17 protein-coding genes are annotated in these 12283 nt (G+C 62.1%); 1 reads left to right on the forward strand and 16 read right to left on the reverse strand.

What is annotated here, in order from left to right:
• Nucleotides 1-19: 19 nt before the first annotated feature.
• The 16 genes from PQ627_RS19505 to rplN all read right to left on the reverse strand — a co-directional run bounded on the left by PQ627_RS19505 (nucleotide 20) and on the right by rplN (nucleotide 11993).
• Complete coding sequence (locus tag PQ627_RS19505) at nucleotides 20-931, reverse strand: NAD-dependent epimerase/dehydratase family protein (RefSeq protein ID WP_274262987.1); 912 nt, start codon at nucleotides 929-931, stop codon at nucleotides 20-22.
• Nucleotides 928-2649, reverse strand: a complete 1722-nt coding sequence (locus PQ627_RS19510; protein ID WP_274262988.1) for a class I adenylate-forming enzyme family protein — start codon at nucleotides 2647-2649, stop codon at nucleotides 928-930. Before PQ627_RS19510 ends, PQ627_RS19505 begins: the two co-directional genes overlap by 4 nt.
• Entirely contained in the window at nucleotides 2642-3853 is a 1212-nt protein-coding gene (locus PQ627_RS19515) for a cytochrome P450 (RefSeq protein WP_274262989.1), read from the reverse strand. The genes PQ627_RS19510 and PQ627_RS19515 overlap by 8 nt, the downstream gene beginning before the upstream one ends.
• Nucleotides 3853-4650, reverse strand: a complete 798-nt coding sequence (locus tag PQ627_RS19520) for a glycosyltransferase family 2 protein (protein WP_274262990.1) — start codon at nucleotides 4648-4650, stop codon at nucleotides 3853-3855. Before PQ627_RS19520 ends, PQ627_RS19515 begins: the two co-directional genes overlap by 1 nt.
• Nucleotides 4647-5690, reverse strand: coding sequence for a 3-oxoacyl-ACP synthase III family protein (locus tag PQ627_RS19525; protein WP_274262991.1), 1044 nt, complete (start codon nucleotides 5688-5690; stop codon nucleotides 4647-4649). Before PQ627_RS19525 ends, PQ627_RS19520 begins: the two co-directional genes overlap by 4 nt.
• 109 nt (nucleotides 5691-5799) lie before the next feature.
• The gene (locus PQ627_RS19530) at nucleotides 5800-6369 is read right to left on the reverse strand and encodes an adenylate kinase (protein ID WP_174754477.1); all 570 of its coding nucleotides are present in this window, start codon (nucleotides 6367-6369) and stop codon (nucleotides 5800-5802) included.
• Nucleotides 6370-6374: 5 nt separating this feature from the next.
• Nucleotides 6375-7685: a preprotein translocase subunit SecY gene (gene secY, locus PQ627_RS19535; protein WP_144659427.1), complete on the reverse strand. Its 1311-nt coding sequence runs from the start codon at nucleotides 7683-7685 to the stop codon at nucleotides 6375-6377.
• Nucleotides 7686-7872: 187 nt separating this feature from the next.
• Nucleotides 7873-8355: a 50S ribosomal protein L15 gene (gene rplO / locus PQ627_RS19540; RefSeq protein ID WP_144659426.1), complete on the reverse strand. Its 483-nt coding sequence runs from the start codon at nucleotides 8353-8355 to the stop codon at nucleotides 7873-7875.
• Nucleotides 8355-8561, reverse strand: a complete 207-nt coding sequence (gene rpmD, locus PQ627_RS19545; protein WP_144659425.1) for a 50S ribosomal protein L30 — start codon at nucleotides 8559-8561, stop codon at nucleotides 8355-8357. Before rpmD ends, rplO begins: the two co-directional genes overlap by 1 nt.
• Nucleotides 8562-8563: 2 nt before the next feature.
• On the reverse strand, nucleotides 8564-9235 hold the full coding sequence (gene rpsE, locus PQ627_RS19550; RefSeq protein WP_186313505.1) for a 30S ribosomal protein S5: 672 nt from the start codon (nucleotides 9233-9235) through the stop codon (nucleotides 8564-8566).
• A gap of 29 nt (nucleotides 9236-9264) precedes the next feature.
• Complete coding sequence (gene rplR, locus PQ627_RS19555; protein WP_144659423.1) at nucleotides 9265-9648, reverse strand: 50S ribosomal protein L18; 384 nt, start codon at nucleotides 9646-9648, stop codon at nucleotides 9265-9267.
• A 3-nt stretch (nucleotides 9649-9651) separates the two neighbouring features.
• Complete coding sequence (gene rplF, locus PQ627_RS19560) at nucleotides 9652-10188, reverse strand: 50S ribosomal protein L6 (protein ID WP_144659422.1); 537 nt, start codon at nucleotides 10186-10188, stop codon at nucleotides 9652-9654.
• An 18-nt stretch (nucleotides 10189-10206) separates the two neighbouring features.
• On the reverse strand, nucleotides 10207-10605 hold the full coding sequence (gene rpsH / locus PQ627_RS19565; protein ID WP_003803767.1) for a 30S ribosomal protein S8: 399 nt from the start codon (nucleotides 10603-10605) through the stop codon (nucleotides 10207-10209).
• Between the two features lie 78 nt (nucleotides 10606-10683).
• The gene (gene rplE, locus PQ627_RS19570) at nucleotides 10684-11262 is read right to left on the reverse strand and encodes a 50S ribosomal protein L5 (RefSeq protein ID WP_144659421.1); all 579 of its coding nucleotides are present in this window, start codon (nucleotides 11260-11262) and stop codon (nucleotides 10684-10686) included.
• Nucleotides 11262-11621, reverse strand: coding sequence for a 50S ribosomal protein L24 (rplX, locus tag PQ627_RS19575; RefSeq protein ID WP_144659420.1), 360 nt, complete (start codon nucleotides 11619-11621; stop codon nucleotides 11262-11264). Before rplX ends, rplE begins: the two co-directional genes overlap by 1 nt.
• 3 nt (nucleotides 11622-11624) lie before the next feature.
• Nucleotides 11625-11993 (reverse strand): 50S ribosomal protein L14, encoded by a 369-nt coding sequence (rplN, locus tag PQ627_RS19580; RefSeq protein WP_003803789.1) that lies wholly within the window; start codon nucleotides 11991-11993, stop codon nucleotides 11625-11627.
• Nucleotides 11994-12044: 51 nt separating this feature from the next.
• Here rplN and PQ627_RS19585 point away from each other — a divergent pair.
• Nucleotides 12045-12283 (forward strand): hypothetical protein (locus PQ627_RS19585; protein ID WP_274262992.1); only part of this gene is annotated, 239 nt, incomplete at its 3' end.

A 12283-nucleotide genomic window follows, 5' to 3' on the forward strand; every position in this document is an offset into this window, starting at 1 on the left:
GGTTTGCGGTTGGGACCGATCAGGCCCCGTGCTCCAACCATTTTCCCGCATCGGAGACCGTGGTCGAAATTGGCTCGATTCCCAGCTCCTGGCGCAGCCGGTCCAAACGGTAGGTTCGCTGCTTCCCCACCTGGCTGACGGCGTAGCGGGTCACCTTCGGAGCACGTCCACTGATCCGTGATGCGGCTTCCGAAACCGCTGCGAGCGCCATTGCCGCAGACTCGGGCAGATAGGTGATGGGAACGCCGGAATGGCCGGAGACGTCCAGGACCTGCCGGAGGACAGTTCCCAGTTCAACGGGTTCTGCATCTCCGACGTTGACGGCGCCCTTCACCGTTGACTGGCAGGCAGCCAGTACGGCCCGGACCAGGTTGTCCACATGCGTCAGCTGGTGTTTCACCCGGGGGTTACCCACACTGATCAGCCGCCCGCCGGTAATGTTGCCTACCAGGCGGGGAAGGAGCGTTCGATCCCCCGGACCATAAACACCGTGGGGGCGCAGGACTACGGCATTGCCGTGGTTCCTCGCTTCCACATCGGCGAGCGCCTTGCTGCGGCCGTAGGCATTCAGGTGCCGGGAGGCCACTTCCTCTTCTGAGCGGTCAACGCACGGTTGCCACCAGGGATACACACTGGAACTTGAGAGGTGCACCAGACGGGTGCCGGCGAAGGCTTCGGCAACTGCCCTGGTTCCCAGCACGTTTGTCCGGTGAAAGAGCGCCGCGTCTCCCCAGTCGGCTACGTGGGCTCCGGCGTGGACTACCGCATCCACGGCCGGAAGCTGTGCGGGCGGCAGCCCGGCCAAGTCCCAATAGCGCAATCCCTCCCCTTGTCTGCGGGCATAACGCACCACCTCCCAACCGCGGGCTTCAGCAGCGTTGGCCACCGCGCCACCGATGAACCCCGTGGCGCCGGTGACTGCGATCCTCATCCTGCCGACCCGGGCGATGGGCGGGCGGCGAACATGGCCCGCAACGCCACGCGGTCAGCTTTGCGGTGCCTTCCCGTAGTGGGAAGGGCATCCAGGACTTCCACATGGTCCGGGAGCGCGGACTCATCGATGATCTTGGGCAGTTCCTTCGCCAAGCGGGATTTGAGGGCTTGGGAAGCCTGTCCGGGACCCGGGACTACTGCCAGCCAGACGGCTTCGTCGCCGATGCTGTCGGGAACACCCACCATGACCGCCTGCCGGACACCAGGTACCGCAGCGATCAATGGCTCATAGAGGGCGGGATAGATGTTCGTTTTGCCGCGTATGATCATGTCTTTCTTGCGCCCGATCATGACCAACCTGGGTGCCCCGGTTCCGCCATGGTCCAGCCGCACGAGGTCCCCTGTCGCGTGCTCCGCCATGCGGTCCTCGCCCAGGTAGCCGCGGCACATGTTCGGGCCGCGGGCGAACAGCTCATGGTCTTCGGCTACCCGGATTCCGACGGCGGGCAGCGGCTCCCCGAGGAAGTCGCCTTCTCCGCTGCCATCGGGAGCCGTGAACTCGGCTTCCGTGCCGGAGGCGAAGGCCAACTTCTCCCGGCCGTCCGCGATCGCGATCGGCAGCACCTCTGTCATGCCGTAGATGAGCTTGAAGTCCACATCGGGCAGGAGCTTCATGGCGCGGTCAAGAAAAGGCGCAAGAATCGGCGCGGCCCCGAGCATGACGGTCCGCAGCGTTCCGGGCAGCTGCACGGATCCCTCTTCGACGGCATCCAGGATGGGCGCCAGCTGCGAGGGAACCAGGAAAAGGTGGGTGGCGGCGTCGTAGCTTGTTCCCTGTCCCGAGGCAGGACCCAACTCTGCTGCCAGCCGCAGCGGATCGATGTGCGCGGAGAAGCCATAACCTGGCATGGTCCAGTGTGCCCCGGCGATCAGGGCCGGCAGGCCCATCATGAGCTGCTCGGAGTGGATCCGGTCGCCCTCACCGAAGGTGCACCGCGTGGATAACTGCTCGAAACCCGCCGCGAGCGAGCCACGCGTGTGAACCACGCCTTTGGGTGAGCCGGTGGTGCCCGAGGTGAAGATGATGACAGCTTCTTGTTCCGTCACCGACTCCGCGGCGTCATCCTGCCTCACGTCCCCGTGCGAAGGGCCCGCAAGGTCCCCGAGCGGCGAAGCACCCCGGGGCACGCCCGGCAACCACGGTCCGGAGTAAAAGTGCCGGACGTCCATTGCTCCGTAATCCGGGAGGAGGAGTCCCCGCCTCCTCGCCAGGGGACGGAGCGGGCTCTTGGCACTGAGCAAATACAGGAGGGACTCGGAGGCAGCCCAGCGCGGTGCGGCAAGCTCCGCCCGGTCCCGGAAGAGCGCAGGCCCGATTCCGGGGTCGATAAAGACCACGGAACCACCGGCCCGGACCGCACCCAAGGCCAGGATGAAGGCTTCCGGGCTGGGGCGAACGGAAAAGAGCATCCGCTCCCCTGAACCGAATCCTTCTTCCAGGAGCCCCCGCGCCGTTGCCTCGATGCCAGCTACCAGCCCACGGTAAGTGATGGTGCGGCCGGGCCGTACGCCGTCGTTCCTTTGTCTGGTCCAGCGAGGCTGCCTCCTTCCGGGTGCGGTGATGGCAGGGCGGTCGGGAACGCGTTCAGCGGCGGCATACACTGCGCTGATCAAATCCGCGGTGTCGATGGACCGGGCAGGTACTTCCTCAGGCATGGGCCAACTCCAACCTCCGGTAACCAGGGATCAGCACTCCCCTGCTCACGTGGCGGCTGGCAATCCTCCACGGTCGCTGACGGTACAAGTCCAGCAGCAGCTCCAGGGTCGAATTGATTTCGGCCATGGCCAGCGGCATGCCGATGCAGAAGTGAGGTCCGGCACCGAACCATAACTGGCGTGCTTGCTGTGGGGTTGGCCGGGAGGGATCAAAACCCCCAAGGCTTTTGGCGGCGTGAATGGTTGAAAGCAGGATCCTGTCTCCTGCGAGCACCTTCGTGCCGCCAATCATCCCGTCTCCCACTGCGTCCCGAAGCATCATCGGCGAGGGAACAGTAAAGCGCAACGCCTCGTTGACTGCTGCAGGAAGGGCGGACCGATCCCCGGCAAGTTCGCCGATCTGTCCACTGTCAGCCAACAGCGCCACCAACCGCGGCACGAACGAAACCAATGTCTCGGTACCCACCATGACGAAGGCACTGATGATGCCCATCGCCTCGTCCTCGGACATGCCAAGTTCATGGAGCCTGCCGGGGAAGGTTTCCGGGTCACCTTCCCTGTAGGCCACCCGGACCGGACCGGCCAAAACCTCGACGGCGGCCTTTCCCTTGGCCACCTGGCTCGCCGTAAGCGACGGCCGGCCCAGGCGGACAAGTGACGAGATGGAGGAACCAAGGTCGAAGAGTTCCCTGTCAGCCAGCCTCCCCGGGGCATCCGCCGGGATCCCCAGCAACCGGGAAATGACACCACCGGCCAATTCCTTCACGCAGTCCACCAGATCCACCCGGCCTTCTGTGGCCAAACCGCCGCGGACGCGTGACTCCAGCGCAAGGGCTGCCGGTTCCACGATGCCCGCAACGGAACGGGGAGTGAAAATGTCTGCCAGCCGCCGCCGCAGGAGCCTGTGTTCCTCGCCGTCCATGTTCAGCAGCGCCTTCGGCCCCACCACGGGAGTCCACAGCGCCCCCGAGCCCGACGGGCCGTCCTTCACGAAAAGTTCCTGGTTCATCAACACTTCGCGAACCAAGCCGGCCTCGCTGACCAGCACTCCCAGCCCTGGAAGCCTCAAGACGGGACGTAATCCGCCAAGCCCACGGATCACCGGATACAACACCGGGTGCGCTCCAAGGTGGACACGGCGCTCCCACCGTTCCGCCGCGATCTGCCGGGTGTTCTGTTGACGCTCCACTTCGGGTCCGACCATCAGCGGATGTCCACATGCTCGGGGCGGTACCGGTGGTCCGCGTACCACGCCAGCGTGTTCTTCAGTCCCCAGGCCTTCACACGCCGTGAGGACCCATAGACCACCACGTCGCGTCGCAGCCCGTAATTGCGCGTCAGCTTCCGAACCCTGTTGGATAATGCCCGGTCCTCGTGGAGGTCCTCGATCCTGGTCCTCGGAAAACCACCCGAGCGGTGGTACATGTCTGCCGTGATGGCCATATTGCACCCTGGAAGCATCTGGTACGGGCCCAGGTACCCCTCGCCCTTGTTTCCGGGACGGATCTTTCCGAAGAAGGAAGCCACTTCAACGGCGAACAACATCATGAGCCGTTCACGTCGCGTGATTCCCTCGTCTTCGCGGGGAACCAGTTGGCCGGCCACCAGTTCCAGCCCGTCATCGAACGCGGCCATGATCCGCGCCGTCCAGTCGGGAGCTGCCAGGCAATCCGCATCAGTCCGCGCCAACCACCGCGCCCCGTGCTCGACGCCAAAACGCATGCCGGTATCAGCTGCGGCGCCCGTGCCCTTTTCGGCATCATGCACCAACCTGATGTCCATCTCCGGATGCTCCGCGGCGAAGTGCGCCACGATGGCACAGCTGCGGTCCGTGGAACCGTTGTCCACTACCACCACTGTGAAATCCGGAAACGACTGCGCCGCCAAGGAGTCCAAGGCCTGCCTTACGAGCTTCTCTTCGTTGAGCATCGGCATGGCTATGCACAGCCCCCGCGAAGGGCCCGTACCCGACAGCCCCTTGTCCGGACCCTCCTGGCTCATAGCCGCACCACCGCAATTCCCAGGCTGACGCCGCCGCCCAGGCCCACCAACGCCACAAGGTCGCCCGGACCTGCACGGCCACTGTCAACAGCAAGCTTCAACTGCAGGGGAAGGCTGACTGATGCCAGATTGCCGAATTCCTCGACAGAATTCACCAACAGCCCGGGCGGCACACCGGCACCCTCTGCGAAAATCTGCCGGTAAGGTGCGCTGACCTGGTGCACACAGACCACGGCAAAGTCAGTCCAGGCAAGACCCAAAGCCTCGAGGGTCTCCTCGAGCATCTCCGAGCCCAGGTCCAGGAAGGCGTCCTTGAGCTTTTCACCATCCATGGCGAAATAGCTGGCCTCAGGATCACGTGGAAATGCCGAGCCGCCTGCCGCCAGGGTCCCGACGGACCAGTGGCTGCTTCTGGCAGTGAAAGCCGCAGCGACAATCCCTGCCGCGGCGCCGGCAGCCCCAACAGGCCCAACCGAAGCCTCCAGCAACACCGCGGCGCCGCCGTCGCTCATGGTGTACCCGGGGAAGCTCGAGGCAAACGTCGGGAAATCCGGAACCGACCACCGCACGGCCCTTGAAGGCGACTCCCCCGTCGCCACCAGGACACGGGCATAACGTCCGCTGCCAATCAGCGCATCGGCGACTTCCATGCCATTCAGGAAACTGTTGCAGGCGTTCTTGACGTCCATGACAGGGCAGGACATTCCCAACTTTGCGGCCACCATGTGGCCGGTCGCCGGCTCAACCATGTCCTGGCTGGCGGAGGCGAAAATGAGCAGGTCAACATCCGGAGCCTGGAGCCCGCATTCCGCCAGGACCTTGGCAGCGGCGTTGGCGGCCAAGTCCGAGGCCTGCTCTGTATCGGCCATGACACTCCTGGACCGGATGCCGGTGACCCTGCCGATGAGGCCTTTCGGGACCCGGAACCCGGGACTGGACTCTTCAATGCGGCGTTCGACGGCGGCCGTGTCCAGGCGCGCTGGCGGCAAGTAGACCTCAAGCCCCGCGATCCGGCTGTGTCCTGACAGAGCTCTCTGCATGCGCTTCCCCCAAGAATGTGCCGCGTCATAAGAAAAGGGTGTGTCCCGCACCTTATGGTACGGGACACACCCAACATTGAAGCTCCGGTCGCCCGGCTATGTGGAAAGCCTAGACAGCCTTGGCCGACTCGATGGCCGTGAGCACGCGGTCGGTAACTTCATCGATACCGCCGATGCCATCCACCTGGGTGAGGATTCCACGTTCGGCATACTTCGCCACCACGGCTTCGGTCTGCTCGTGGTAGAGGTCAAGACGGTGACGGATCACGGTCTCGTTGTCGTCCGAGCGGCCCGTTTCCTTGGCGCGGCCAAGAAGCCGTGCAACCAGTTCTTCGTCGTCAGCGGTCAGCTGGAGCACGACGTCGAGCTCCTGCTCACCCTCAGCGAGGATCTGGTCAAGGTAGTCAACCTGCGCAGTGGTGCGCGGGTAACCGTCCAAGAGGAAGCCATTTTCGACATCGCTCTGGCTCAGGCGGTCGCGAACCATGTTGTTCGTGACGCTGTCCGGAACAAAGTCGCCGGCATCCATGTACTTCTTTGCTTCAATGCCCAAAGGGGTTTCGCCCTTTACGTTGGCACGGAAGATGTCGCCCGTGGAGATGGCGACTACGCCGAGGCGCTCGGAAATCCGCTCAGCCTGTGTACCCTTACCCGAACCGGGAGGTCCAATGATCAGCATTCTCGTCATCGCAAAAGCCCTTCGTAGTGACGTTGTTGTAGCTGCGCATCAATCTGCTTGACGGTCTCCAGGCCAACACCCACCATGATCAGGATTGACGTGCCACCGAACGGGAAGTTCTGGTTGGCATTGATCAGGACGAGTGCAACCAGCGGAATCAACGCCACGAAGCCCAGGTAGAGGGCTCCAGGCAAAGTAATCCTGGAGAGCACGTATTGCAGGTAGTCCGCGGTCGGTTTACCCGCCCGGATGCCCGGAATGAACCCGCCGTACTTCTTCATGTTGTCCGACACTTCTTCAGGGTTGAAGGTGATGGCCACATAGAAGTAGGTGAAGAACACAATCATGGCGAAGTAAAGCGCCATGTAAATGGGATGGTCGCCACGGGTGAGGTTGTTGTTGATCCACTCAACCCATGGAGCCATCTGCTCTCCTGGCTTCGGCTGGTTGAACTGCGAAATCAAGCCGGGCAGGTAGAGCATGGAGGAAGCGAAGATGACAGGCACGACGCCGGCCATGTTCACCTTGATGGGGATGTAGGTACTGGTACCGCCAACAGTGCGGCGGCCGATCATGCGCTTGGCGTACTGCACCGGAACACGGCGCTGCGACTGCTCAACGAAGACCACGAGGGCCACGGTGAGAAGGCCGATCGCCAAAACGATGAAGAAGGTGCCCGGGCCCTTGGTCTCCCAGATGGAGCCCAGCGAGCGGGGGAAGCCGGCGGCGATGGAGGTGAAGATCAGCAGGGACATGCCGTTGCCGACACCGCGCTCGGTGACGAGCTCACCCATCCACATGATCAGGCCGGTGCCGGCCGTCAGCGTGATGATGATCAGGAGGGTGGTGATGATGCTCTCATCGGGGATGATCGGCAGGTTACAGCCGGGAAGCAGCTGCCCGGACCGTGCCAGGGACACCAAAGTGGTGGCGTTCAGCAGGCCAAGGGCGATGGTGAGGTACCGGGTGTACTGCGTCAGCTTGGACTGTCCCGAGGAACCCTCTTCGTAGAGCTGCTGGAACCGGGGAATAACCACCCGGAGCAGCTGCACGATGATGCTCGCCGTGATGTAGGGCATGATGCCCAGGGCAAAGATCGAGACCTGCAGCAACGCGCCGCCGCTGAACAAGTTCACCAACTGGTAAATGCCCTGCGAGGTGTCACCGTTGTTCAAGCATTGCTGGACATTCTGGTAGTTCACACCAGGCGAGGGGATGAAAGCTCCCAAGCGGAAGATTGTGATGATTCCCAGCGTGAACAACAACTTGCGTCGCAAATCAGGCGTCCGAAACGCCCGGCCGAATGCGCTTAGCAAGCGTCCTCCTGAGTAGAAAGTACAAGGATGTGGTCGGGCTCAATGAAACCCAACAACCGAGTCTAACTGCTTGTGACGCCGTCGTAATAATCGAGAGTCCACAACCACGAAAAAAATCCCGGTATCCGGGGCCTAAGCCCCGCATACCGGGATTCTTTATGACAGCGGGCTGATGCCCCACACGCCCTTAGAGGGTGGTGGTGGATCCGCCTGCTGCAGCGATCTTTTCCGAAGCGCTGGAAGAGAAGGCGTGCGCCGTGACATCGACCTTGACGGTGATGTCGCCGGTGCCGAGCACCTTCACGGGCTGGTTCTTGCGAACGGCGCCCTTTTCAACCAGGGATTCAACGGTGACAGTGCCACCTTCCGGGAAGAGCTCGTTGAGCTTCTCCAGGTTGACAACCTGGAACTCAACCCGGAACGGGTTCTTGAAGCCGCGCAGCTTCGGCAGGCGCATGTGCAGCGGCAGCTGGCCGCCGGCAAAGCCAGCCTTTACCTGGTAGCGGGCCTTCGTACCCTTGGTACCGCGACCAGCGGTCTTACCCTTGGAGCCTTCACCACGACCAACACGGGTCTTGGCGGTCTTGGCACCCGGGGCGGGACGCAGGTGGTGGACCTTCAGAGCGTTCTGCTTCTCAGCAGTCTCTGCGGCGGTCTGGTTCTCTGCCATTACTTCGCCTCCTCTACATTCACGAGGTGCGGAACCGTGTTCAGGTAACCGACGGTCACGGCGTCAGCGGTACGGACAACGGTGTGTCCGATGCGCTTCAGGCCGAGGGACCGAAGGGTAGCGATCTGGTTCTGCTTGGCGCCGATGACGCCCTTGATCTGGGTGATCTCCAACTTGGCGTCGGAGGGAGTCAGGTTCTTAGCCATGACTAAACACCTGCCTTCTGGTTCTGGAGCGCGCGCACCAGAGCAGCAGGAGCAACCTCGTCCAGCGGCAGGCCACGGCGGGCAGCCACGGAAGCGGGCTCTTCGAGCTGCTTCAGAGCGTCAACGGTCGCGTGAACGATGTTGATCGCGTTGGAAGAACCGAGCGACTTGGAGAGGATGTCGTGGATACCCACGCACTCCAATACCGCGCGGACCGGACCACCGGCGATAACACCGGTACCGGCGGAAGCCGGACGCAGCAGGACAACGCCTGCAGCAGCCTCACCCTGCACGCGGTGCGGGATGGTGTTGCCAACGCGGGGAACGCGGAAGAAGGACTTCTTGGCCTCTTCTACGCCCTTTGCGATAGCAGCGGGAACTTCCTTGGCCTTGCCGTAGCCAACGCCGACCAGACCGTTGCCGTCACCCACGACGACCAGAGCGGTGAAGCTGAAGCGACGACCACCCTTGACCACCTTGGCAACGCGGTTGATGGTGACAACGCGCTCTACGAACTGGCTCTTCTCGGCTTCACGACCGCCGTCGCGGCCACCACGGCCACCACGGTCGCCGCGGCCCTGGCCACGGTCGCCACGCTCGCCACGACGTCCGCCGCGGCGGTCATCGGTAGCGGGTGCGGTCTCAGTTGCTTCAGCAGCTACAGCTTCAGTCACCTGAATGTCCTTTTCGTTATTTTCAACGGTCACAGTGCCAGCCCACCTTCGCGAGCACCGTCAGCGACGGCGGCGATGCGGCCGTGGTACTTGTTACCGCCACGGTCGAAGACAACAGCCTCGACGCCTGCAGCCTTTGCGCGCTCTGCGACGAGCTCGCCAACGCGCTTGGCCTTGGCCGTCTTGTCTGCGTCAAGTGCGCGAAGGTCAGCTTCCAACGTGGAAGCGTAAGCCACGGTTACACCCTTGCTGTCATCGACAACCTGGACGAAGATGTGGCGTGCCGAACGGTTGACGACCAGACGGGGACGTACAGCCGTGCCGCTGATGCGCTTGCGGATACGAAGCTGGCGACGGTTGCGTGCAGCCGACTTGCTCTTGTTCGTACGCTTCTTGTTAATTGCGATGGCCATGGTTTACTTACCAGCCTTTCCGACCTTGCGGCGGATGACTTCGCCGGCGTAACGGACACCCTTGCCCTTGTAGGGGTCGGGCTTGCGCAGCTTGCGAATGTTGGCAGCAACCTCGCCGACCTGCTGCTTGTTGATACCCGCAACAGAGAGCTTGGTCGGACCCTCTACTACGAAGGTGATGCCTTCGGGTGCAGAGACGTTGACCGGGTGGCTGAAGCCCAGAGCGAACTCCAGGTCAGAACCCTTGGCCTGAACGCGGTAACCGGTACCAACGATTTCAAGCTTCTTCTCGTAGCCCTCGGTAACGCCCTGGATCATGTTGGCGATCAGGGTGCGGGTCAGGCCGTGCAGCGAACGCGAGTTGCGCTCGTCGTTCGGGCGGGTGACCGTGAGAGTGTTCTCTTCCAGGGAGACCTCGATCGGGCTGGCAACAGTGTGGCTCAGCTCGCCCTTGGAACCCTTGACGCTGATGACGGAGCCATCGAGCTTGACCTCAACTCCGGCAGGAACGGTGATGGGGAGACGTCCAATACGTGACATTATTCTCTTCCTTTCCCGTTACCAGACGTACGCGAGGACTTCGCCGCCCACGCCCTTCTTACCGGCCTGCTTGTCAGTCAGGAGGCCGGAAGAGGTGGACAGGATTGCGATACCCAGGCCACCCAGCACGTGAGGCAGGTTGGTGGACTTCGCGTAAACGCGGAGACCCGGCTTGGAGATGCGGCGGACGCCAGCGATGGAACGCTCGCGGTTCGGACCGAACTTCAGGTCGATGGTCAGCTTCTTGCCAACCTCTGCGTCCTCTTCCTTCCAGCCGGCAATGAAGCCTTCAGCCTTGAGGATGTCGGCAACGCGTGCCTTCAGTTTGCTGTACGGCATGGACACGGAGTCGTGGTATGCCGAGTTTGCATTGCGCAGACGCGTGAGCATGTCTGCGACAGGATCTGTCATAGTCATTTGGGCTATAGCCCTTCCTCGTACCGGTTTCCGCTGCGCGTGTTCTTACGAACCTGCGCGGACGGACCTGTCACGTAGTTAGTTTTCGGTCTTGAACGGGAAACCAAGCGCCTTGAGCAGCGCGCGGCCTTCGTCGTCGGTCTTGGCGGTGGTTACAACCGTGATGTCCATACCGCGAACGCGGTCGATGGAGTCCTGGTCGATTTCGTGGAACATAACCTGCTCGGTCAGACCGAAGGTGTAGTTGCCATTACCGTCGAACTGCTTGCCGTTGAGGCCGCGGAAGTCACGGATACGCGGCAGAGCCAGCGAAACCAGACGATCCACGAATTCCCACATGCGGTCGCCACGCAGAGTTGCGTGTGCACCGATCGGCATGCCTTCGCGCAGCTTGAACTGTGCGATCGACTTGCGGGCCTTGGTTACCTGCGGCTTCTGGCCGGTGATCAGGGTGAGGTCGCGGACAGCGCCGTCGATCAGCTTGGAGTCCTTGGCGGCATCTCCAACACCCATGTTCACTACAACCTTCACCAGGCGGGGAACCTGGTTCACGTTCGCGTAATTGAATTCGTCCTGCAGCGACTTCTTGATGGTCTCTGCGTACTTCGTCTTCAGACGCGGAACGATCTTCACTGGAGTCTCGAGAGTCTCAGTCATTAGATGTCCTTCCCGGTGGCCTTGGACACGCGGATGCGAACGGTCTTGGTACGGCCGTCCTTCTCAACGGTGTCGAGACGGAAACCAACGCGGGTCGGCTTCTTGGTCGACGGGTCTACCAGAGCAACGTTGGAGACGTGGATCGGGGCTTCAACAACCTCGATGCCGCCGGTCTTGGTGCCGCGCTGCGACTGTCCAACCTTGGTGTGCTTGGTGACGCGGTTGATTCCCTCTACCAGCACGCGGTTGGTGTCGGGGAATACGCGCAGGACCTTGCCCTGCTTACCGCGGTCGCCGCCGCGTTCCTGCTTGGCGCCGGTGATGACCTGAACGAGGTCACCCTTCTTGATCTTAGCCATGGACTAGAGCACCTCCGGGGCCAGCGAAACGATCTTCATGAACTTCTTGTCGCGAAGTTCACGACCAACCGGGCCGAAGATACGGGTACCGCGGGGGTCACCGTCGTTCTTCAGGATCACAGCTGCGTTCTCGTCAAACTTGATGTAGGAACCATCCGCACGGCGGCGTTCCTTCTTGGTACGAACGATGACGGCCTTGACGACGTCACCCTTCTTTACGTTTCCGCCAGGGATAGCGTCCTTGACGGTGGCGACGATGACGTCACCGATGCCTGCGTAGCGACGGCCGGATCCACCGAGAACGCGAATGGTAAGGATTTCCTTAGCACCCGTGTTGTCGGCGACCTTCAGTCGCGACTCCTGCTGAATCAATTTCTACTCCTTGCGTCGCGCCGGTTCTCAGACCGAAATCATGCATACGGAATGAGCCTTGCGGAACGGTTGATCGGGGTGTCTCTTGACCTGCCTGGATTTTGCCAGAACAGGCCTAAACGCCCGTGCCACAAGCATCAGCTTCCCTTGCAGAAAACTCTGCGCGGGGCAGTATGCAGCGGCACGATTGTTTACGAGGTGGTTGACGACGCACTAATGGCGCCATACAAACTCAATATCCTAGCACGTTTTCAGCCCTCGACCGAAACGGGCACGAACGCGGAAAGGTG

Source organism: Paenarthrobacter sp. AB444, assembly GCF_028736865.1.
GTDB lineage: Bacteria > Actinomycetota > Actinomycetes > Actinomycetales > Micrococcaceae > Arthrobacter > Arthrobacter nicotinovorans_B.